The organism is Zunongwangia sp. HGR-M22 (assembly GCF_027594425.1).
Lineage (GTDB): Bacteria > Bacteroidota > Bacteroidia > Flavobacteriales > Flavobacteriaceae > Zunongwangia.
This window is the reverse complement of sequence record NZ_CP115159.1, coordinates 1,433,042-1,455,298: the sequence shown is the minus strand read 5'-3', so window position 1 is coordinate 1,455,298 and position 22,257 is coordinate 1,433,042. Positions and strand designations below refer to the sequence as shown.

19 protein-coding genes are annotated in these 22,257 nt (G+C 36.6%); 3 read left to right on the top strand and 16 right to left on the bottom strand.

Annotated features, from left to right (window positions below):
- Positions 1-37: 37 nt before the first annotated feature.
- Genes leuC through leuB form a run of 3 tightly spaced genes read left to right on the top strand, consistent with a single transcriptional unit; the run spans position 38 to position 3,181 of the window.
- A complete protein-coding gene (leuC, locus tag PBT91_RS06390) occupies positions 38-1,420 on the top strand; it encodes a 3-isopropylmalate dehydratase large subunit (RefSeq protein WP_270060944.1) in 1,383 nt (460 codons plus the stop codon).
- The gene (leuD, locus tag PBT91_RS06385; RefSeq protein WP_270060943.1) at positions 1,420-2,031 is read left to right on the top strand and encodes a 3-isopropylmalate dehydratase small subunit; all 612 of its coding nucleotides are present in this window, start codon (positions 1,420-1,422) and stop codon (positions 2,029-2,031) included. Before leuC ends, leuD begins: the two co-directional genes overlap by 1 nt.
- Before the next feature lie 37 nt (positions 2,032-2,068).
- Entirely contained in the window at positions 2,069-3,181 is a 1,113-nt protein-coding gene (gene leuB, locus PBT91_RS06380; RefSeq protein WP_270060942.1) for a 3-isopropylmalate dehydrogenase, read from the top strand.
- A gap of 262 nt (positions 3,182-3,443) precedes the next feature.
- Here leuB and PBT91_RS06375 read toward each other — a convergent pair whose 3' ends face one another.
- From PBT91_RS06375 to ilvD, 16 genes are all read right to left on the bottom strand, one after another.
- On the bottom strand, positions 3,444-4,742 hold the full coding sequence (locus tag PBT91_RS06375) for a hypothetical protein (RefSeq protein WP_270060941.1): 1,299 nt from the start codon (positions 4,740-4,742) through the stop codon (positions 3,444-3,446).
- Between the two features lie 383 nt (positions 4,743-5,125).
- Positions 5,126-5,686 (bottom strand): GNAT family N-acetyltransferase, encoded by a 561-nt coding sequence (locus PBT91_RS06370; RefSeq protein WP_270060940.1) that lies wholly within the window; start codon positions 5,684-5,686, stop codon positions 5,126-5,128.
- Between the two features lie 2 nt (positions 5,687-5,688).
- Positions 5,689-6,963, bottom strand: coding sequence for an argininosuccinate lyase (gene argH / locus PBT91_RS06365; protein ID WP_270060939.1), 1,275 nt, complete (start codon positions 6,961-6,963; stop codon positions 5,689-5,691).
- 171 nt (positions 6,964-7,134) lie between these two features.
- On the bottom strand, positions 7,135-8,202 hold the full coding sequence (locus tag PBT91_RS06360; RefSeq protein WP_270060938.1) for a M20/M25/M40 family metallo-hydrolase: 1,068 nt from the start codon (positions 8,200-8,202) through the stop codon (positions 7,135-7,137).
- The gene (gene argB / locus PBT91_RS06355) at positions 8,202-8,975 is read right to left on the bottom strand and encodes an acetylglutamate kinase (protein WP_270060937.1); all 774 of its coding nucleotides are present in this window, start codon (positions 8,973-8,975) and stop codon (positions 8,202-8,204) included. The genes PBT91_RS06360 and argB overlap by 1 nt, the downstream gene beginning before the upstream one ends.
- Before the next feature lie 137 nt (positions 8,976-9,112).
- Positions 9,113-10,060: an N-acetylornithine carbamoyltransferase gene (locus PBT91_RS06350; RefSeq protein WP_270060936.1), complete on the bottom strand. Its 948-nt coding sequence runs from the start codon at positions 10,058-10,060 to the stop codon at positions 9,113-9,115.
- 153 nt (positions 10,061-10,213) lie between these two features.
- Positions 10,214-11,356: an aspartate aminotransferase family protein gene (locus PBT91_RS06345; protein ID WP_270060935.1), complete on the bottom strand. Its 1,143-nt coding sequence runs from the start codon at positions 11,354-11,356 to the stop codon at positions 10,214-10,216.
- 2 nt (positions 11,357-11,358) lie between these two features.
- Positions 11,359-12,153: a pyrroline-5-carboxylate reductase gene (gene proC, locus PBT91_RS06340; protein WP_270060934.1), complete on the bottom strand. Its 795-nt coding sequence runs from the start codon at positions 12,151-12,153 to the stop codon at positions 11,359-11,361.
- A 24-nt stretch (positions 12,154-12,177) separates the two neighbouring features.
- Entirely contained in the window at positions 12,178-13,140 is a 963-nt protein-coding gene (argC, locus tag PBT91_RS06335; protein WP_270060933.1) for an N-acetyl-gamma-glutamyl-phosphate reductase, read from the bottom strand.
- A gap of 18 nt (positions 13,141-13,158) precedes the next feature.
- Positions 13,159-14,340: an argininosuccinate synthase gene (locus PBT91_RS06330; protein WP_270060932.1), complete on the bottom strand. Its 1,182-nt coding sequence runs from the start codon at positions 14,338-14,340 to the stop codon at positions 13,159-13,161.
- Between the two features lie 13 nt (positions 14,341-14,353).
- Entirely contained in the window at positions 14,354-14,983 is a 630-nt protein-coding gene (locus PBT91_RS06325) for a GNAT family N-acetyltransferase (RefSeq protein ID WP_270060931.1), read from the bottom strand.
- 392 nt (positions 14,984-15,375) lie between these two features.
- Entirely contained in the window at positions 15,376-16,650 is a 1,275-nt protein-coding gene (gene ilvA / locus PBT91_RS06320; RefSeq protein ID WP_443089637.1) for a threonine ammonia-lyase IlvA, read from the bottom strand.
- Entirely contained in the window at positions 16,651-18,126 is a 1,476-nt protein-coding gene (ilvC, locus tag PBT91_RS06315; protein WP_270060930.1) for a ketol-acid reductoisomerase, read from the bottom strand.
- Positions 18,123-18,662 (bottom strand): acetolactate synthase small subunit, encoded by a 540-nt coding sequence (gene ilvN, locus PBT91_RS06310; RefSeq protein ID WP_270060929.1) that lies wholly within the window; start codon positions 18,660-18,662, stop codon positions 18,123-18,125. The genes ilvC and ilvN overlap by 4 nt, the downstream gene beginning before the upstream one ends.
- Positions 18,662-20,395, bottom strand: a complete 1,734-nt coding sequence (ilvB, locus tag PBT91_RS06305; protein ID WP_270060928.1) for a biosynthetic-type acetolactate synthase large subunit — start codon at positions 20,393-20,395, stop codon at positions 18,662-18,664. Before ilvB ends, ilvN begins: the two co-directional genes overlap by 1 nt.
- An 11-nt stretch (positions 20,396-20,406) precedes the next feature.
- Positions 20,407-22,080 carry a dihydroxy-acid dehydratase gene (gene ilvD / locus PBT91_RS06300; protein WP_270060927.1) on the bottom strand — a complete coding sequence of 558 codons (1,674 nt, stop codon included), beginning with the start codon at positions 22,078-22,080 and terminating at the stop codon, positions 20,407-20,409.
- Positions 22,081-22,257 lie beyond the last annotated feature (177 nt).

The following is a 22,257-nucleotide window of genomic DNA, read 5'->3' as shown; positions in this document are numbered from 1 at the left end:
AACACAGCCCTCGTGCTGTGTTTAAAAATTTAAAGAAATGAAGAAGACCCTTTTCGATAAAATTTGGGATGCCCACGTGGTAGAGTCGATTCCGGATGGTCCGGATATTTTATATATCGATCAACATTTAATTCACGAAGTTACGAGTCCGCAGGCTTTTAACGAACTGAAGGAACGCGATATCCCGGTTTTTCGACCAAATAAGATCGTTGCTACGGCAGATCACAACACCCCAACAGAAAATCAGCATTTACCGGTAAAGGATTTGCTATCTAGAAAACAATTAAAAGAACTTTCGCAAAACTGCGAAGAAAATAATATTACACTTTATGGTTTAGGCCATCCTTATAACGGGATCGTTCACGTAATGGCGCCTGAACTTGGTATCACACAACCAGGAAAGACTATGGTTTGTGGCGATAGCCATACTTCTACTCATGGGGCTTTTGGTGCTATTGCTTTTGGGATAGGCACCAGCCAGGTAACACAAGTTTTTGCTTCCCAATGTTTATTGGTAGAGAAACCAAAAAGATTACGTGTAAATGTAAATGGAGATCTTAAGAAAGGAGTAACTCCAAAAGATGTCATTCTTTATGTAATCAGCAAACTGGGAACCAATTCGGGTACTGGCTATTTTTGTGAGTATGCCGGAGATGTTTTTGAAAACATGTCTATGGAAGGCCGTATGACGGTTTGCAACATGAGTATCGAAATGGGAGCTCGTGGCGGACTTATAGCGCCAGATCAAACCACTTACGATTATGTTGAAGGAAGAGAATTTGCGCCTAAAGGAGAAGAATTCGATAAACTGAAAGCCTACTGGGAAACTTTAAAAACCGATGAAGGTGCCGAGTTTGACCAGGAATACTCTTTTGATGCTGAAGATATTGAGCCAATGATCACCTACGGAACCAATCCTGGAATGGGAATTAAGATCACAGGAGCAATCCCGGTTGAAGGTGGTAAAAGTGATGCAAAAGCATTAAGTTATATGGGCTTCAAACCTGGTGAAAGTTTAATTGACAAGCCAATAAATTACATTTTTATTGGTAGTTGTACCAATAGCCGTATCGAAGATTTCAGAATGGCAGCAAGCTACATTAAAGGAAAGAAAAAAGCTGAAAATGTAAATGCTTTGATCGTTCCGGGAAGTAGACAGGTTGCCGCTCAAATTCAACAAGAAGGTTTGGATAAAGTGTTTGAAGAAGCAGGATTTAAGCTTAGACAGCCCGGATGCTCTGCCTGTCTGGCCATGAACGATGATAAAATTCCGGAAGGCGAATATTGCGTTTCTACCAGTAATAGAAATTTTGAAGGAAGACAGGGACAAGGGTCAAGAACCATCTTAGCCAGCCCGCTAACCGCAGCAGCAACCGCCGTAGCCGGAAAAATAACCGACTTTACAAAAAGTTTGAATTAATGGAAAAGTTTACCACATTACAAGATACAGCCGTCCCTTTAGAGGTCGAAAATATAGATACCGATCAAATTATCCCTGCACGCTTCCTTAAAGCAACCGATAAAGCAGGATTTGGAGAGAATTTATTTAAAGACTGGCGTTTTGACAAAGATGGAAAACCGGTTGAAGATTTTACTTTAAACCAAGATCAATATTCGGGACAAATTTTAATTGCCGGAAATAACTTTGGTTGTGGTTCTAGTAGAGAGCACGCAGCATGGGCACTGAAAGCTTATGGCTTTAAAGTTGTTGTTTCCAGCTATTTTGCCGATATTTTTAAAGGAAATGCACTTAACAATGGTTTACTACCTGTTCAGGTTTCTCCAGAATTTTTAGACGAACTCTTCCTTGCGATTCGAAAAGACAACAAAGAAAGTTTTAAAGTTGATCTTGAAAATCAAAAAATAGAAATTTTAAGCAGTGGTAAATCTGAAAATTTTGCCATCGACGCTTATAAAAAGACCTGTTTAATAAATGGTTTTGACGATATCGACTTTTTAGTGAGTAAATTAGACGCCATTAAGAAATTTGAAGAGAAACAAACGCAAATGCGTGAAGCTGCGATTCAGTAATTAAAACTGAATCTATAACTTTTAGAGAAAGAACATTATGAAATTAAAAATAGCCGTATTAGCCGGAGACGGAATTGGTCCAGAAATCACCCAGCAATCTATAAAAGTACTTAAAGCTATCGCAGATCGTTTTGATCACGAATTTGAATTCGAAGATGCCATTGTAGGTGCTGCTGCAATAGACTTATTAGATAACCCACTTCCAGAAGCAACTTTAGATCTTTGTAAAAAATCTGACGCTGTTTTATTTGGCGCGATTGGGCATCCTAAATACGACAATAATCCAGATGCAAAAGTAAGACCAGAGCAAGGACTTTTAAAACTTAGAAAAGAACTTGGCCTTTTTGCGAATATTCGCCCGGTAACTACCTATGCGAAATTGATCGACCAGTCACCCCTTCGTCCAGAAAGAATTCAAGGGGCAGATCTAACCATTTTTAGAGAACTGACCGGCGGAATTTATTTCGGAGAGAAAAGTGTTAGCGAAGACGGACAAAGCGCTACAGATATTTGCACCTATTCTGTTGAAGAAATCGAAAGAATGGCGCATTTGGCTTTTAAAGCTGCACAGCAACGTCGTAAGAAGCTAACTTTGGTTGATAAAGCCAATGTTTTAGAAACTTCCCGACTTTGGAGAAAAACGGTTAAAAAAATTGCTGAAGATTATCAGGATGTAGCATTAGATTTCTTATTCGTAGATAACGCCGCAATGCAAATGATCTTAAATCCTAAACAATTTGATGTAATTCTTACTGAAAATATGTTTGGCGATATTATTTCTGATGAAGCAAGTGTAATTGGTGGAAGTATTGGTTTATTAGCTTCAGCTTCTGTTGGTGGTGATAATGCGATGTTCGAGCCTATTCATGGTTCTTATCCACAAGCCACCGGTAAAGGAATTGCCAATCCCGTAGCTTCGATCCTTTCTGCAGCAATGCTTTTGGATCATTTTGGTCTAACTGAAGAAGGAGACGTAATTAGAAAAGCCGTTGCCGTAAGCATCAATTTAAATGTTTGTACTGAAGATATAAATAAAGATAATCCTTACAGTACTGAAAAAGTAGGTGACTTCTTAGAAGGTTTAATTAGTGAATCTGAAAATAATATCAACGATGAAAACCTTAATTTTGGTCAAATGACGATTATTTAAAAAATAATAATTGTCATCCTGAACCCGTTTCAAAATCTTATAAGAAAATATGAGATACTTTCCCGATATATCGGGATGTGAAGAACAAAGAAAAATCTTAGTTTATATATTTAAAAAGGAGCTGAAATTCGATAATTTCAGCTCCTTTTTTATTTTTAGCAATATTTTCTATTTAAACTGTAGCCAGTAAATTTGCTTTTTTATTTCAGAATAGGTCACTTTTTAAACTAGCTGAAATTTTTAAAAGGTAATTTTACATTTATTAATTCCCTGTAAGATGTTCAAATGCTGCATAATCCATTTGAATTATTGAAGATTCTGAATTTTCAACATCCTGCGAAAGCGTAGCAAAATCTTCCGCGTTATTTAATACAATTCCGTTTCGATGTTGTTTCAATGTAGAGAAGAACTTCACTTCAAACCACACTTTATCTAATACTTCTTGTTCTTCAGCAGTTAGCGGATTATTCCAATCAACTATCCAATTCATTTTCTTTTGAGCTAGATGTTTAACTTCATCAGCAGTATTTTTATCGGTAGGCATATGACGTAGCGCCCCTACAACATATATTATTTTACCATAATAAATTGCTTCAACATATTCATTGCCGTACTTTAATTCGAAAAGAGAAGGATCTTTTTCCATTTCTTCAGTAAGGGACAAACTCTCTTCGTAAGAAGGCCTGAAGCCTCTTACACCCTCTTCATGTATGAGATTTAAAGTAAGTACTTGATCTTCAGTAATGGGATATTGTTCAATAATGGATTGGTAAAGTTCTGAATTAACCGCAAATTTAGTGGCAAATATGTTATTGGGAACATACCAATTCCATTCATAGAAATTACGAAAAGGAGGTATATCTTCACTAGGATCGGCATTATACTGCCAGGTAGCATTATGAAAAAAATCTTCATTAATTTTACGATAGTTTTCATCGTGATTAGCAAAGGGATTGCCCAGAGGAACTTGGTTGTTTGTTAGCATTGCGGCGCCAGTATTTTCAGTGTATGGATACAATGCTTCCAGAATAATTTCGCCGTCTTTTTTAATCGTAACGGTCCTGGTTCCTTCAGTTTTATTAAAAACAGTAGAGCTTTTTCCGCTATTATCAGCTCTGGTGAAATCTACGGAAATCAGATCTCCTTCCTCATAACTATAAATTGAGGTGCCTTTTTCACTATAAATCTTTTTCTCTGAAGCCCAGCCATTCTCATATACGGTCTCAAACCATAAATCACCTTCAGAAGTATAATATTTAGACCAAAGTGGTTTATTGTCTTCACTACGGCTCACTTCCATATATAAATGCTGTTGTGGATAACTGGAATAGATTTTAGCAGATTTTATATATCCGTTCTCATAATATTCAAAACTGTCGTATGGATTGTCCAAACCATGTTTAGCCTCTTTGATCCAGCCATTGGGATGTTTACTGATGATCTGGAAAAAATCATCGGATTCTATGGAATAATTGGTTTGAGGAAAATTATCATCTTTCTGACAGGAAGACAATAGAAGTGTAACTGCAAATAGCAGTGATCGCAAAGTAAAATTTTTCATAACTGGGGTAATCAGAAGTATTGGGTTTTAAAATAAATACGATAATTAATATTCTTTGATGTCATTTATCACCGGAAATAATAATTAATTGAAAATAATGAGACTAGCATTTGATCTTTCAAACAACAAATGATTTGTTAGAACTTGACTATTTTTTGGCTAATGTTTAGCACTTTTTATAAGCTCCATTTGTCCGTTTCATTATTTTCTTCTCGCTTTTCTGCCAATACATATAATCTTCCCTAAACGCGGTAGACCAAGTAATCCCCATTTATTCAAAATGGTCTTTTCCACTCCTCTTTCTTCCTAACTCTTTAATTCAAAAATTTTACTACTTCCCTAACTCAAATATAAATAAAAGTACTTAATACGTTCGTTAATTTTTAGCGGTAATTATTCAAATATTCCTCTCTTAAGACACTAATATAGACGGTATCTCTCCGCCTATTATTGGTCATTAATGTGTGACTGCGTAAAATTCCTTCTTCAGTAAAACCAGATTTTGCTAACGAATTTTTAGCTGCCTCATTCATTATATCCGTTTTGGATTCTACTCGCTCTAATTTCAAACTTTTAAAACAGTATTCTAAAAGTAAATGTTTAGCCTGAAAATTATAACCTATACCTTGGAATTCCTTTCCCAGCCAAGTCCAACCAATTTCGATACGCTTATCTCTTTCAGAATAATTTCCTAAACTGGTTGATCCTATGATCTTTCCAGAAGATTTTTCAATGATGGTAAAAGCTAAGCGCTTTTGATCTTTTCGCTCTTCCACCGCAGCATCAATCCAATTCTTCAAAATCGCAATATTCGATAAATCTGAAGTGAAATAATACCACATGGCCGGATCCTGAGTCAGTTTTGAAATTGCATCAAAATCTTCAGGTTCCATAGGTCTTAGAAGAATCTGTTCGTTGGCTAACTGAAGGCTAAAATCGATCAATTTTAAAGTTTTTTCTTGGCTGCAATTTTATCTAAAGCTAGATTATCCTTGCTTCCCAAATGTCTGTGTTTTCTGCCTTCTCCCGGTTTATACGTGCCATTTTGCACCTGCCCTCCTATTTCTTTATAAGCATCTCTAAAACTCGCACCATCGATCACCAAATCGTTAATACTATCTACCGTAAACAGGTATTTATATTTCTCGTCATCAAGATTAATATCTCTAACGATGATCTGCGAAATTGAATAGGAGAATATATCCAGGATCTCTTTTATTCCTTCTACGGAAGTTATACTGTTTTCTTTGATTAACTGATAATCTCTATGATAACCACTCGGCAAATTATTAGTAATTAAAACCATTTCAGTTGAAATTGCCTGGAGTTTATTCGATTTTCCGCGTATCAATTCAAACACATCTGGATTCTTTTTATGCGGCATAATGGAACTTCCGGTAGTTAACTCATCCGGAAAGCTGATAAAACCGAAATTCTGACTCATATACAAACAAATATCCATCGCAAAACGTGCCAGTGTATTGGCTAAGCCGGCAATTGCTGAAGTTACCGTACGTTCACATTTACCCCGACTCATTTGCGCAGCAACCGAGTTATATTTTAAGGTTTTAAAGCCTAATTCTTTGGTCGTAAATTCACGATCTATGGGGAAAGAAGAACCGTAACCTGCCGCTGAACCCAAAGGATTTTGATCGGCTACTTTTAAGGCAGCTTCTAATTGATATAAATCATCGATTAAAATTTCAGCATAGGCTGAAAACCACAAGCCAAAAGAAGATGGCATCGCTACCTGTAAATGCGTATATCCAGGCAGTAATTTATCTTTATATTGTTCAGCTAATCCTAAAAGGATATCAATTAATCCTTCTGTTTTTTGATGAATTTCAATTAGATTTTCCTTGAAATATAATTGCATTGCCACCAAGACCTGATCGTTTCGTGATCTTGCCGTATGAATTTTTTTACCGGTATCTCCCAGAACTTTGGTGAGTTCATATTCTATTTTAGAATGCACATCTTCAAATTCTTCTTCAATTACAAATTCGCCATTTTCGACTTGTTTTTGAAGCTTATCCAATTCGGCTAACAAAGCAGGAACCTCATCTTTTTCCAAAATGCCAATTTCACCTAACATTTTAGCATGTGCTTTAGAAGCTCTAATATCATATTCGGCAAGATACATATCGAGTTCACGATCATTACCAACCGTAAACTTTTCAATTTTCTTATCGATGCTTATTCCTTTATCCCAAAGTTTCATTTCGTAATTCTTTAAGTTTTCCCAATCAATAAATAATTAGGTTTAATTTCTTGAAAACAAGTTGAAGTCATCCTGAACTTGATTCAGGATCTCACACGATTTGGATGAGATGCCGGATCGAGCCCGGCATGACGATTACTGGATCATTATTGTTTTCCAGCCCATTCAACGCTATTTCAAAGCCTTTTCCAATAAGACTATATATTTTTCTATTCCCTCTTCTACTTCGTTCACATAAATAAATTCGTCTGCCGAATGGGAACGCCTGCTATCACCTGGGCCTAATTTCAACGAAGAACATTTCAGCATCGCCTGGTCTGATAATGTTGGTGATCCGTAGGTTTTCATTCCTAAATCTAAACCGGCTTTTACCAAATCATGATCTAACGGAATATTCGATGAATTTAATCGTAACGAGCGTGGTTCGATACTATCTACCGGTGCATTTTTCTGTAAAAAATCGCTAATATCTTGATTAGAATAACAATCATTTACCCGAACATCTATCACCAAATCCACTTTTGCAGGCACCACATTATGCTGCGAACCGGCTTTGATTTGGGTTACCGTTAATTTCACTTCGCCTAATTGCTTAGAAACTTCTGGGAATTTAACAGCTTCAAACCACTTCAATACTTCCGCAGTTTTATAGATCGCATTGTCAATATTTGGATGCGCCGCATGTGATGGCGTTCCTTTTACCACAGCATCAAAAACCACCAAACCTTTTTCAGCAACCGCCAAATCCATCAATGTTGGTTCGCCTACAATGGCCACATCAACTTTTGGCATTATTGGTAGCATACAGGCAATTCCGTTTTTACCATTGGTTTCCTCTTCCGCCGTTCCTGCAAAAATAATGTTATAATTTAAACCATTTCTATCATAAAAATAAGTAAAAGTCGCTAGTAAAGAAACCAAGCAACCACCGGCATCATTACTTCCTAATCCGAATAATTTACCCTCGGTAATTTCTGCTTTAAATGGATCTTTAGTATAGGCTGCGTTTGGTTTTACCGTGTCGTGATGCGAATTTAAGAGCAAAGTAGGTTTTGCTTCATCAAAAGCATGATTTGTTGCCCAAACATTATTTAAGTGTCTTTTATATTGAATTTTATGCTGAACGAACCATTGTTCTAATAGCTGTGCTGTTTGATCTTCTTCTCCTGAAAATGACTGCGTTTCAATTAAATCTTGAAGTAATTGAAGTGCTTCTTGCTGAAGTGCTTTTATTTCCATTATTGAATGATTTTAGTATGCGTTGTATTTTCTTTTAAAGACTGATGATTTCCTAAATGAATTTTCTGAACACCATTTTCTAAGGCTTCAAAACAATTCTGAAGTTTGGGTAACATACCATCAGTTATTACCTTTTTTTCAACTAAGGTTTTGTATTCTAAAAAGTCAATTTCTTTAATTATCGATTCATCATCTTCAGCATTGGCTAAAACTCCTTTTTTCTCAAAACAATAATACAATTCGGTTTCGTAGGACTTACTCATGGCGCGAGCAATTTCAGAAGCAATAGAATCGGCATTCGTATTCAGTAAAACTCCTTCTTTCGTACAAGAAATCGCCGAAAAAACGGGAACAACTCCATCGTTCAATAATGAATCGATAAATTCAGCATTTACTTTTTCTATATCGCCTACAAATCCATAATCGATATCTGCAACCGGTCTTTTTACTGATAAAATACTTTTCCCATCTGCACCACAAAGTCCGATCGCATTGGTATCCATCGACTGCAATTTTGCTACAATATTTTTGTTAATCAGTCCGCCATAAACCATGGTAATCACTTTCACCGTATCTGCATCTGTCACCCGCCGGCCATCTACCATTTTGGTTTCGTAACCTAATTTTTCTGAAACCTCAGTCGCCATATTTCCACCACCATGCACCAGAATTTTATGCCCTTCCAGATTTTTAAAATCTTTCAGAAATTCATCGAATTTAGCTTTATCTTCGATTAACTTCCCTCCTATTTTTACAACTTTTAGTGGTTTCATTTTTTTAGTGGTTAGTAGTTAGTAATTAGATTTGAGAATTCAAGATTTATAGCAAAATAGCAACTCTCTAATATATCTTCTATTTTCTTGATTCTAATCATCGCATTATCAAATTAACGCATCAACAAATCATCAGATTAACTTAAGCCTTCCAATATTTGCTTTAAAACAGCTTGTGCTGCGTAAGTTCTGTTATTTGCCTGATGAATTACAGCGGAATTTTCACTATCTAAAACTTCATCTGAAATTATCACATTTCGTCGAACCGGTAGACAATGCATCACTTTAGCATCGTTAGTTAATGCTAATTTTTCCTTCGAAAACGTCCAATTTGGATCTGTAGACAATATTTCTCCGTATTTCTCGTAACTACTCCAATTTTTCACATAAACAAAATCGGCATCTTTCAAAGCTTCGTCTTGGTTATGATAAACTTTCGTTCCGTTTAAAACACGATCACTAAGATCGTAACCTTCAGGATTTGCTACGCAAAAATCTACATCCATTTTCTGCATCATTTCAGCAAAAGAATTGGGTACCGATTGTGGCAACGCTTTAGGATGCGGCGCCCAGCTTAACACTACTTTCAGCTTATCTTTCTTTTTTAATTCAGTTATCGAAATCGCATCAGTCAACGCCTGTAATGGATGCCCTGTTGAACTCTCTAAATTCACGACAGGAACGCTGGCAAATTTTTTAAACGAGTTAATCACCTGTTCCTCTTCATCTTTTTCTTTGTCTTTTAGCCCAGGAAAAGCACGAACTCCAATAACATCACAATATTGCGACAATACCGCAGCGGCTTCTTTAATATGTTCCGCTTTATCTGAATTCATTATCGCTCCATCTTCAAACTCCAATGCCCATCCATCGGCTCCCACATTCATCGTAAGCACTTCCATTCCTAAAAGTCGGCCCGCTTTTTCTGTACTTAAACGTGTACGTAAACTAGAATTGAAAAATAATAAACCTAAGGTTTTGCCTTTTCCTAAGTTAGCAGCCGAGTTCTCTTTTTTAAGCTGAATGGCTTCTTGTATTAATTCATCAAGGTTTTCGATATCGTGAACGCTTGTATAATGTCTCATTGAAATATTTTATTTTTCTCTTGAGTTATATTTATCTACTAATTTATCCCATTTCGTCATTCCTTGCATGACACGGAATCTCATCATGACTTTCAATTCAAAGATTACTGAATATGCCACTGCATCAAGTTCAGAGTGACGAATCTTTTATTATTAATGAGCTTTTTGGTTAGCTAAACTGATTTTCAAAGCTTTAAAAAAGGCATCAAAATGTTGTTTTTCGATATTTAGCGGCGGTAATATTCTTAATAAGTTTTTGTTAGCAGCCGAGCCGGTAAAAATCTGATGCACATATAACATATCCTTTCTAAGATTTGCTATTTCAAAATCGAATTCTAAACCAATCATTAATCCGCGACCTTTGATATTTTTTATCTGCGGAATTTCTTTTGCTTTCTCCTGAACATAATCGAACATCGCTGAAGCATTTTGCATCAGATTTTCCTTTTCTAGAATGTTCAGCACTGCCAATCCAGCTGCACATGCTAAATGATTTCCACCAAAAGTAGTTCCCAACATTCCATATTTTGGAGCGATATTTTTATCGATTAAAACGCCACCTATCGGAAATCCGTTTCCCATTCCTTTCGCAATCGAAATGATATCTGGATGAATATGATGTTTCTGAAAGGCAAAAAAATCTCCAGTTCTACCATAACCTGCCTGAACTTCGTCTGCAATAATTATTGCTCCGTTTTCTTTGGCAAGTTTTTCTATTTGCTGATAGAATTCAGTCGTTGCTTCATCCAAACCACCAACACCCTGAATCACTTCAAAAATAACAGCAGCAACATCTCCTTTTTGTAATTCCGCAGCTAAAGCTTCAGCGTCATTAAAAGCGATTTTGGTAATTTTATGACCCTTATTAAATGGTGCTTTAATATTCTCGTTATCGGTTACCGCAACCACTCCAGATGTTCTTCCGTGGAAAGCATTATCAAAATAGATCACGCGATCTTTTCCGGTAGCAAACGAAGCTACTTTCAAAGCATTTTCGTTCGCCTCGGCACCTGAATTACATAGAAATAATTGATAATCTTGGCAACCTGATAACTTGCCTAGTTTTTCTGCCAGTTCTACCTGTAACGGATTTTTAATTGAATTCGAATAAAATCCAAGCTTACGAACTTGATTAGAAATTGCATTAACATAAGCAGGATGCGAATGTCCTATAGAAATCACGGCATGCCCGCCGTAAAGATCAAGATATTTTTTACCGTCGTTATCGAAAACATAAGTGCCTTCGCCTTTTACGGGAGTGATATCAAATAATGGATAAACATCAAAAAGCTCCATATTTATTGTTCTGAAATGTTATTTATTTTTTTGAAAGAGGCTTGTAAACCTTTAATTAGAGAAGAACTTAAACCATTGTGTTCCATCTCGTTTAATCCTTCTATCGTACAACCTTTTGGTGTGGTTACCTTATCAATTTCTTCTTCGGGATGTTTCCCAGATTCTACCAGCAAACTTGCCGCACCTAAACAGGTATTCATTGCTAATTCCTGAGCATCCTTAGCATCAAAACCAAGTTGTACGGCACCCTGAGTGGTGGCACGAATTAATCGCATCCAAAAAGCGATACCGCTGGCACAAATTACAGTAGCGGCTTGCATTTTATTTTCGTTAATTATGATACTTGTACCTAAACGATTAAAAATAGCTTCGGCAATGGCGATTCGCTTTACTCCTTTTTCATTACTGCACATGCAGGTCATTGATTTGCCCACTGCAATTGCTGTATTTGGCATGGCTCGAATAATAAACTGATCTGCGCCAATAATGGCTTCAATTCTATTAATTTTAAAACCGGTAATTGTTGAAATTAATACATGTTTTTCGGTTAATAGATCTTTAATTTCTTCGAGAATTCGCTCTAATTGCTGGGGTTGAACCGCAAAAATCAAGATGTCTGAATTTTTAACGGCTTCTTGGTTATCTGAAGTCACCGTAACTTTCGAATATTCTTCGTAAGATTTAATGGCTCCAGTATCGCGCTTGGTTAAATAAAGTGTGGTAAATGCATTGTTTACGATAAGTCCTTTAGCAATCGACTTTCCTAAATTTCCTGCACCGATAATCGCTATTTTCATGGTTTTAGTTTTTAGAGGTTGGTTCTAAAAGTAACTGGCTTTAAGATGCAATCCTGAAGTTTCCGGAAAACCAAATAGTAAATTCATATTCTGTACTGCCTGTCCTGACGCTCCTTTTAATAAATTATCGATCACACTGGTAATTAATAATTTATCGTCGAATTTCTCTAATTTCAGTAATGCTTTATTGGTATTTACCACTTGCTTTAAATGAATATTTTCCTCTGTTACAAACGTAAAAGCTGCATCTTGATATTGGTCGTTATAAATCTCTTTAGCCTCTTCCAAACTTCCTAAAAACTTGGTATAGGCTGTTGCATGAATTCCGCGTGAAAAATTTCCTCGATTCGGAATAAAATTTACGGTCGCGTCAAAATAGGGTTGCAGCGATTGTAAACTTTGTCCTATTTCATTTAAATGCTGATGTTCAAAAGATTTATAAGCCGAAAAATTATTATCTCTCCAGGTAAAATGTGTGGTTGCTGAAAGTGAAACTCCCGCTCCCGTGGCTCCGGTAACTGCATTAACATGCCATTCGTCTGTTACTTTTTTTGCTTTTGCCAGCGGAAGTATCGCCAGACTTATTGCGGTAGCAAAACAGCCGGGATTCGCAATAAAATTAGCTTTTTTGATTTCTTCTTTTTTAAATTCAGGTAAACCATAAACAAAATCGTGATCACCCTTCATTCTAAAATCGGTACTTAAATCAACGATTTTTGTTTGCGCAGAAAATGTATTTTCAGCTAAAAACTTCACTGAATTTCCATGTCCTAGACATAGAAAAACTACATCAACTTCCGTATTAATTTCTCCTGAAAATAATAGATCAATTTCCCCAATTAGATCTTGGTGTACTCCTGAAACCGGAGTTCCGGGCCTGGAAGTACTGTACACAAAATCGAGTTCAACTTCTGGATGATACGTTAAAATTCTTACCAATTCTCCTGCTGTATATCCTGCACCGCCAATAATTCCTGCTTTAATCATGGTTTGCCAATTTTTCGATTAGTTATTTTCTACTGATTGGTAAATCTTACCAGCATTCGATAAAATCTTGATAAATCCTTTAGCATCGCTGGCTGTCCAGGCTTTATTTTCTTCGCCATAATTACCAAAATTGCTGTTCATTAAATCGTAAGGAGATGAAATTCCGTCTAAATTAAATCTATAAGGATGCAGGCTCACAAAAACTTTCCCGGTTACTCGTTCCTGAGAACTTTGCAATAAAGCCTCAAAATCTCGCATTACAGGATCTAAATATTGGCCTTCATGTAAATGCGTTCCGTACCAATTCGCCACATAATCTTTATGTTGTAATTGCCATTTACTAAGCGTATGCTTTTCTAATAAATGATGTGCTTTAATAATGATTGTTGCTGAAGCGGCTTCAAAACCTACTCTTCCTTTAATTCCAATAATGGTGTCGCCAACATGAATATCTCTTCCTATAGCATATTTCTTAGCGATTTCTTCAAGAACCTGAATATTATTTTCCGGTGAATCTTCTTTATCATTGATAGCGGTAAGCTCACCTTTGGTAAAACTCAGACTAATTTTTCCAACTTCTGTTTCTGAAAGTTGCGATGGAAATGCAGATTCTGGCAAAGCTTCATGAGAAGTTAAAGTTTCAGCACCACCAACACTAGTTCCCCAAAGTCCTTTGTTTACTGAATATTTAGACTTTTCCCAGTTCATTTCTACTCCGTTCGCTTTTAAATATTCAATTTCTTCCTGTCGGCTTAATTGTTTATCTCGAATTGGAGTTATAATTTCGATTTCTGGAGCGATAATCTGGAAAATCATATCGAATCTCACCTGATCGTTACCCGCACCGGTACTACCATGAGCAATATATTTAGCGCCAATCTCTTTGGCGTAATTAATAATTTCGATGGCTTGTACAATTCGTTCAGCACTCACCGAAAGCGGGTAAGTATTATTTTTTAAAACATTCCCAAAAATTAAATATTTTACTACTTTGTCATAAAATGAAGAAACTGCATCAATATTTTTATAGGTGGTTGCTCCAATTTTCTTGGCGTTTTCTCCGATATGTTGAACTTCTTCATTTGAAAATCCTCCGGTATTCACACTTACTGCATGAACTTCGAAACCTTCATTAGATAGTGATTTTGCACAATATGAAGTATCTAATCCGCCGCTGTAGGCAATAACTACTTTTTTCATTTTTGGGTAGGTTTTAATCTTGGTTATTTTTTTCTTTTTTGTAGAAAAGACTTTGTTTGATATTTTTTAAACGAGTAAATGTTTTTTCGTTGAGATCGTGCTTATTTTTCTCTTTTTTCTTCTTCTCAGGATCGTAAAGCATACCTGTACACAAACACATTTTACGCTCGGTACGGGTTAGTATATCGTAATTTTTACAGGTTTGGCAACCTTTCCAAAACGCGTCATCATCGGTGAGTTCAGAAAAAGTAACAGGTTGATAACCTAATTCGTAATTTATTTTCATCACGGCTAAGCCTGTAGTGATACCAAAAATCTTGGCGTTTGGATACTTTTTTCTGGAATAATCAAAAACTGCTTTCTTGATATCTTTCGCCAGTCCCTGATTTCTGTAATTGGGGTGTACGATTAATCCTGAGTTTGCTACGTACTTTTCGTGACTCCATGTTTCTATATAACAGAAACCAGCAAATTTTTCACCATCCAAAGCGATAATAGCGTTACCATTTTCCATTTTGGTAATCACATATTCTGGCGTACGACGTGCGATTCCTGTGCCACGAATTTTGGCAGATTCTTCTATAGTTGTACAAATAACCTCAGCGAATTTTGCATGAGATTTATTAGCAATGACAATTTTCATTTGCTAAACAATTATTAAGATTGAAAAAATAAATTGAAATTCTGACTGAAAGGGGAACCGGACTCACCTAAGTTCCATAAAATTATACACGCACTGACGTGCGGCGGGGAAAGCGGCGACGGCGTACGGGAACAAGAACAACAGCAGGAGTTGATGGCCTGTTAAAACGGGCAATCCAATCTTGTAAACCTTTTTTAAGGCTTTCTAATATTTGCTGTATGTTTAGTGTTTTTTTCAAAGTAAAGATTTCAAATAATATTAATTAAAAGGATTAATGTAAACATTACCACATGCGGCGCATGGGGTATTGATTATCAGTTAATATTATTTGATTTTGTGTATTCACAACGTAAATGTAGGTTTTATAAACGGACTTTCAAAAACTTTTTTCACTAAATAATAAATTGAAATAAATCTGGAGTATCGTTAAGATATCTACCATAAAAATTTCGGTCTTTCATCCTCTTCAACAGCGGTTGAAAATCAGTTTTATCCTTAAGTTCGATCCCTACCACAGCAGGTCCATTTTCCCTTTCGTGCTTTTTTGAATACTCAAAATGTGTAATATCATCTGTTGGCCCTAAAACCTTGTCCAAAAACTCTCGTAGAGCCCCTGCTCTTTGAGGGAAAGTCACTACGAAATAGTGTTTTAAACCAGCATAAAGTAAGGCTCTTTCTTTAATTTCAGCTGTACGGGTAATATCGTTGTTGCTTCCGCTTACGATACACACCACATTCTTGCCTTTAATTTCTTCAGCAAAAAAATCTAAAACAGAAATCGACATCGCTCCCGCGGGTTCTACCACGATTGCATCCTGGTTGTAAAGATCTAAGATCGTCTGGCATATTTTACCTTCCGGAATCGTAACCATTTTATCTAGATTTTGCTTACAAATTTCAAAATTTCGACTTCCTACTTTTTGCACGGCTGCACCATCTACAAAACGTTCGATCTTTTCCAACTCTATCAATTTCCCTTCTTTTAAAGAAGCAGACATCGAAGGAGCTCCTTCTGGCTCTACACCGATAATCTTAGTATTAGGAGATAATTCTTTGAAAACTGAAGAAACACCAGCTAATAAACCTCCACCTCCTAATGGTGCGAAAACATAATCTATAGACTCTTTGGATTGTTGCAAAATCTCCAATCCTATTGTTGCCTGTCCTTCAATCACTTTTTCATCGTCAAAAGGATGTATAAAAACAAGATCCTCTTCTCCTGCTCTTATCGTCGCATTTTTAAAGGAATCATCGAAAGTATCACCTTCTAAAGCAACCTCTACCCATTCTCCGCCAAACATTTTTGTTTGGGCTACTTTTTGGCTTGGCGTCGTACTTGGCATATAAATTACACCTCTAGCTTTTAGCTTGTTGCAGGCAAATGCTACGCCTTGTGCATGGTTTCCCGCACTGGCACAAATTACCCCTTTCTCTAGCTGGTCTTTAGGCAAACTGGCTATCTTGTTATACGCTCCTCTAATTTTGTAAGAGCGTACTTGCTGTAAATCTTCCCTTTTAAACATAATATTCGCACCAAAACGATTACTGTATGTAAAGGATTCGGCTAAGGGAGTATGAACTACAACTTTAGATATTCTTTCAGACGCCTGTCTAACAGCTTCTATACTCGGTTTATATATTTGTGCCAATGCAGTAGTATCCATCATTTATTCATATATTCTTTTCATTGCAGTCATGGCTTTTCTAAGCGTACCTCCTACTTTTTCTACAGGATGTTGTCTTAAAGCATCATTTACCGCAATTAATTCAAGGTTATCTACTCCAGTTTCTTCTGTTCCAAAATTATGACCAATTAAATCTTTATCTAAAGCATTTACATAATCTTTGATAAGTGGTTTACAGGAATGATCAAAAAGGTAACAACCATATTCTGCAGTATCAGAAATAATTCTGTTCATTTCGAACAATTTCTTTCTGGCGATTGTATTTGCGATAAGCGGAGTTTCGTGTAAAGATTCGTAGTAAGCAGACTCTGCAATAATACCAGCTTCAACCATAGTTTCAAAAGCCAGTTCTACACCAGATTTCACCATGGCTACCATTAGCACACCTTTATCGAAATATTCCTGTTCTGAAATTTCTTCTTCAGAAGCTTCGGTTTTTTCAAATGCAGTTTCACCGGTAGCTGCTCTCCATTCTAATAATTCTTTATCGTCATTCGCCCAATCTTTCATCATTCTAGAACTAAATTCTCCAGAAATAATATCGTCCATATGTTTTTGAAAAAGCGGACGCATGATTTCTTTTAATTCTTCTGAAATTTCAAAAGCTTTAATTTTTGCAGGATTAGATAGACGATCCATCATGTTGGTAATACCGCCATGCTTAAGTGCTTCTGTAATAGTTTCCCATCCATACTGAATTAATTTTGCAGCATAAGAAGGTTCTACTCCATCTGCAACCATTTTGTCGAAACTAAGTATAGATCCTGTTTGAAGCAATCCGCAAAGAATGGTTTGCTCACCCATTAAATCTGATTTTACCTCAGCAACAAATGAAGATTGTAGCACTCCTGCTCTATGACCACCAGTACCGTAAGCATAAGCTTTAGCCCATTCTAAACCAATACCTAAATGGTCATTCTCTGGATGTACAGCAATTAATGTTGGTACCCCAAAACCTCTTTTGTATTCTTCTCTTACTTCACTACCAGGACACTTTGGAGCTACCATAATTACGGTAATATCCTCTCTAATTTGCATCCCTTCTTCAACAATATTAAAACCATGAGAATACGATAGCACTCCGTCTTTTTTAATATGTGGCATAATCGCATTAATCACTCCTGTATGTTGCTTATCTGGAGTAAGATTAATCACCAAATCTGCCGATGGAATTAACTCTTCGTAAGTTCCAACTGTAAAATTGTTTTCAGTTGCATTTTTGTAAGACTGTCTTTTTTCCCTAATCGCTCCTTCTCTAAGCGCGTAAGAAATATCAAGACCACTATCTCTCATGTTTAATCCCTGATTAAGGCCTTGAGATCCACATCCTACAATAACTATTTTTTTATCTTTTAATGCAGCCACTCCATCGCTAAACTCATCTAGTTCCATAAACCTACACGTCCCTAGCTGGGCTAATTTTTCTCGTAAAGAAAGGCTGTTAAAATAGTTTGTCATGATATTGAATTTGTAGTATTAAATTGTTCTAATATTCCTGTTATTGGCATTTCGTTTTTCGTTACCGCGATGGTACCTGAACGTACAAACTGCATCAAACCATAAGGCTTAAGTGTTTCGTACAATTCGTTTACTTCGTGCCTCTTTCCGGTTTTTTCTATTACAAAGAATTTTTGTGTAACCGTTACAATGCGAGCATTTGTTGCTTTTATGAACGCCTGTACATCCAAATCATCTAAAAAGTCTGAAGATTTAATTTTGTATAAAGCAGTTTCCTGATAGATCATCTCTTCAGCAGTATGATAAAATGCTTTGATCACTTCGATTTGCTTTTCGATCTGACCAACAATCTTTTTGATTTGCTCTTCGGTTACCTCAACAACTATAATAAAACGCATTACTTCTGGCACTTCACTGGGTGACGCGGTAATACTTTCTATATTAATATGTCTTTTTAAGAAAATAGCTGCAATTCGGCTTAACAGGCCCAGGTTATTTTCGGTATATATCGAAACGGTGAAATTTTTCTTTTCCATTATTCTAAAATTATATCTGAAACAGAAGCTCCTGTTGGAACCATTGGAAATACATTTTCTTCCTGCTCTACTTTTACTTCAAGGAAATACGATTCTTTTGAATCGATCATTTCTGCAATAGCATCTTTCAGCTGAGATCGATCTGTTACGCGATTAGCTTTTATATGATATCCTTTAGCAATCGTCACAAAATCTGGATTAGTCATTTCAGTTGAAGCATACCTGCGATCAAAAAATAATTGTTGCCACTGGCGCACCATTCCTAAAAATCCGTTGTTTAAAACCACAATTTTAACCGGAACTTTTGTTTGAAAGATTGTTCCTAATTCCTGAATGGTCATTTGGTAACCACCATCTCCAATTACGGCAACAACTTCTCTTTCTGGCGCTCCCATTTTTGCACCAATAGCAGCAGGAAGGGCAAATCCCATAGTTCCTAAACCGCCACTTGTAACATTGCTTCGTGTTTGTTTAAATTCGGCATATCGACACGCCGCCATTTGATGCTGTCCTACATCTGAAACGATTACCGCCTTTCCATCTGTATTTCTATTTATCTCCTGAATAACTTCAGCCATGCCCATGTCTTTCTTATTAACATCAAGGTTAAGGCTTATGACTTTATCGTATTCAATTTTATATAATTCTTTAAACTTATTATGCCATTCTTTATGCTCTTTAGGCTGAACCAATTCTAAAAGTGACTTCAGCGTTTCTTTTACATTACCTAATACAGGAAAATCAGCTTTTACATTCTTATCTATTTCCGCAGGATCGATTTCCATATGGATAACTTTGGCCTGTTTAGCATAATGTTCTAAATTACCGGTTACCCTATCATCAAAACGCATCCCAATAGCAATAAGTACATCACATTCGTTGGTTAGAACGTTAGGTGCATAATTTCCATGCATTCCTACCATACCTACATTTAAAGGATGTTTAGTCCCTAATGCTGAAACACCTAAAATTGTCCAGGCTGCAGGAATCCCTGTTTTTTCTACAAATTCCTGAAAAAGAGATTCTGCTTCACCAAGAATTACTCCCTGACCATATACGATTAAAGGCTTTTTTGCTGAATTTATAGCTTCTGCAGCTTTTTCTATCTGGGAAGAATCAACCTCTGGGTTTGGCTTATAACTACGAATTCCTTTACATTTTTTATAATTGAATTCTAATGAAGCGAATTGCGCATCTTTAGTAATATCGACTAAAACAGGCCCTGGACGACCAGATTTTGCTATATAAAATGCCTTTGCTATAACTTCAGGAATTTCCTCAGCACGTGTAACCTGATAATTCCATTTAGTAATTGGTGTAGAAATACCTACAATATCAGTTTCCTGAAAAGCATCACTACCAAGTAAGTGCGAGCCAACCTGCCCGGTAATACATACCATAGGGGTCGAATCTATTTGAGCATCTGCAATTCCGGTAACCAGATTAGTGGCGCCAGGGCCAGAAGTTGCTACAGCAACCCCAACTTTACCGCTTACGCGCGCATATCCCTGTGCAGCATGAGTAGCTCCCTGCTCATGCCTAGTAAGGACGTGGTGAATTTTATCTTGGTATTTGTACAATTCATCATACACCGGCATAATGGCTCCGCCTGGGTAGCCATATATTGTCTCTACGCCTTCTTCTAACAAACACTTAATTACCGCTTCTGCTCCAGAAACAGTAGTTGAAGTATCTGCCGATGTCTTTTCGAAACTAGCTGTTTTTACTTCCATAATTCACCAAATTAAAACTCATCAGTTACGCATCCTTTTGATGCCGATGAAACTGTTCTCGCATATTTATATAAAACACCTTTGCTAAATTTTAAAGCAGGTGCTTTCCAGTTTTTTCTTCTTTCTTCAATCTCTGCATCAGTAAGATCTACCTGTATAGAATCGTCTTCTGCACTAATTGTAATTTTATCTCCATCTTTTAGTAAAGCGATCATTCCGCCTTCCTGGGCTTCAGGAGTAATGTGTCCCACTACAAAACCATGTGTACCACCAGAAAATCTACCATCTGTAATAAGAGCAACATCTTTACCTAGTTTTGCCCCCATAATTGCGGAAGTTGGTTTGAGCATTTCTGGCATACCAGGACCTCCTTTTGGACCTTCATATCGAATCACAACAACATCGCCTTTCTTTACTTTACCTTCAGAAATCCCGTCATTTGCTTCATATTCGCTTTCAAAAACTTTTGCTGTTCCAGTAAAGCTCATTCCCTCTTTTCCGGTAATTTTAGCAACAGATCCTTCTTCAGCTAAATTTCCGTGGAGAATTCTAATATGTCCTGTCTTTTTGATTGGCTGATCGATTGGATATATTACATCCTGACCTTCTTCCAAATCAGGCACATTTTCAAGATTTTCAGCTAGAGTTTTTCCGGTAACCGTCATACAATCACCATGTAACAAGCCGTGTTTAAGCATATATTTTTGCACCGCGGGGATACCACCAATTCTATGAATATCTTCCATTGCGTATTTGCCGCTTGGCTTCAAATTGGCTAAAAATGGCGTACTGTCTACGATTTTCCCAAATTCTTCGATTCCAAGATCAATTTCTGCTGAACGTGCGATAGCCAAAAAGTGCAATACTGCATTGGTAGAACCTCCCAAAAGCGTTAGCAAGCGAATTGCATTTTCCAAAGATTTTTTAGTTACGATATCTCTGGGCTTTAAATCTTTCTCTATAAGAAGTTTCATAGCTTCTCCTGCCCTTACACTTTCAGTCTTTTTCTCTTCTCCTACTGCAGGATTCGAGCTATTGTAAGGTAAAGACATTCCTAAAGTTTCTATTGCTGAAGCCATAGTATTTGCAGTATACATGCCACCACAAGCTCCTGCACCAGGACAGGCTTTCTCAATTACACTATCATACTCTTCTTTATCTATATCGCCACTAACTTTAGCTCCCCAAGCTTCAAATGCTGAAACAACATCCAGTTTTTTACCGTTATGACATCCCGAAGCAATAGTACCACCATACACTAAAACCGAAGGCCTATTTATTCTTAACATGGCCATTAAAGCTCCCGGCATATTTTTATCACAACCTACTACTGTAACTAAACCATCGTAAGACATAGCATTCACCACAGTTTCCATAGAATCTGCTATAATATCTCTTGAGGGTAGTGAAAAACGCATTCCCGGAGTTCCCATAGAAATACCATCACTTACTCCGATAGTATTAAAAATTAATCCTACAAGATCGGCAGAAAGAGTTCCTTCTTTTACCAATTTAGCGAGATCATTTAAATGCATATTACAAGGATTGCCCTCGTATCCTGTACTGGCAATTCCTACAAAAGGTTTATTGAAATCTTCCTTAGTTAAGCCTATCGCATGAAGCATGGCCTGTGACGCCGGTTGGGAGTCACTTTGAGTTAAAATACTACTATACTTATTATTCATTACTAATTTTCTCTTCTGGTTAGATAAAATTACCGTCTTCTAAATGCCTCTATATTTTAGCCTAGTTTACTTAATTGTCTTCAAGCGGAGATTTTGTTTTATAATCACTTGATAATTAAACATTTAAAACCTTTAGCATTACGATTGCTGAAACATTCAAAAAACATACAATTTTTC

Excerpts from the sequence above, each read along its gene's own strand:
- leuB (WP_270060942.1), top strand. The coding sequence starts at position 2,069 with ATGAAATTAAAAATAGCCGTATTAGCCGGAGACGGAATTGGTCCAGAA.
- proC (WP_270060934.1), bottom strand. The coding sequence starts at position 12,153 with ATGAAAATAGCGATTATCGGTGCAGGAAATTTAGGAAAGTCGATTGCT.
- ilvD (WP_270060927.1), bottom strand. The coding sequence starts at position 22,080 with ATGAATAATAAGTATAGTAGTATTTTAACTCAAAGTGACTCCCAACCG.
- PBT91_RS06330 (WP_270060932.1), bottom strand. The coding sequence starts at position 14,340 with ATGAAAAAAGTAGTTATTGCCTACAGCGGCGGATTAGATACTTCATAT.
- ilvN (WP_270060929.1), bottom strand. The coding sequence starts at position 18,662 with ATGGAAAAGAAAAATTTCACCGTTTCGATATATACCGAAAATAACCTG.
- leuD (WP_270060943.1), top strand. The coding sequence starts at position 1,420 with ATGGAAAAGTTTACCACATTACAAGATACAGCCGTCCCTTTAGAGGTC.
- PBT91_RS06360 (WP_270060938.1), bottom strand. The coding sequence starts at position 8,202 with ATGGAAATAAAAGCACTTCAGCAAGAAGCACTTCAATTACTTCAAGAT.
- PBT91_RS06350 (WP_270060936.1), bottom strand. The coding sequence starts at position 10,060 with ATGAGACATTATACAAGCGTTCACGATATCGAAAACCTTGATGAATTA.
- PBT91_RS06345 (WP_270060935.1), bottom strand. The coding sequence starts at position 11,356 with ATGGAGCTTTTTGATGTTTATCCATTATTTGATATCACTCCCGTAAAA.
- argH (WP_270060939.1), bottom strand. The coding sequence starts at position 6,963 with ATGAAACTTTGGGATAAAGGAATAAGCATCGATAAGAAAATTGAAAAG.
- ilvA (WP_443089637.1), bottom strand. The coding sequence starts at position 16,650 with ATGATGGATACTACTGCATTGGCACAAATATATAAACCGAGTATAGAA.
- PBT91_RS06325 (WP_270060931.1), bottom strand. The coding sequence starts at position 14,983 with ATGAAAATTGTCATTGCTAATAAATCTCATGCAAAATTCGCTGAGGTT.
- PBT91_RS06375 (WP_270060941.1), bottom strand. The coding sequence starts at position 4,742 with ATGAAAAATTTTACTTTGCGATCACTGCTATTTGCAGTTACACTTCTA.
- leuC (WP_270060944.1), top strand. The coding sequence starts at position 38 with ATGAAGAAGACCCTTTTCGATAAAATTTGGGATGCCCACGTGGTAGAG.
- argB (WP_270060937.1), bottom strand. The coding sequence starts at position 8,975 with ATGAAACCACTAAAAGTTGTAAAAATAGGAGGGAAGTTAATCGAAGAT.
- ilvB (WP_270060928.1), bottom strand. The coding sequence starts at position 20,395 with ATGGAAGTAAAAACAGCTAGTTTCGAAAAGACATCGGCAGATACTTCA.
- ilvC (WP_270060930.1), bottom strand. The coding sequence starts at position 18,126 with ATGACAAACTATTTTAACAGCCTTTCTTTACGAGAAAAATTAGCCCAG.
- argC (WP_270060933.1), bottom strand. The coding sequence starts at position 13,140 with ATGATTAAAGCAGGAATTATTGGCGGTGCAGGATATACAGCAGGAGAA.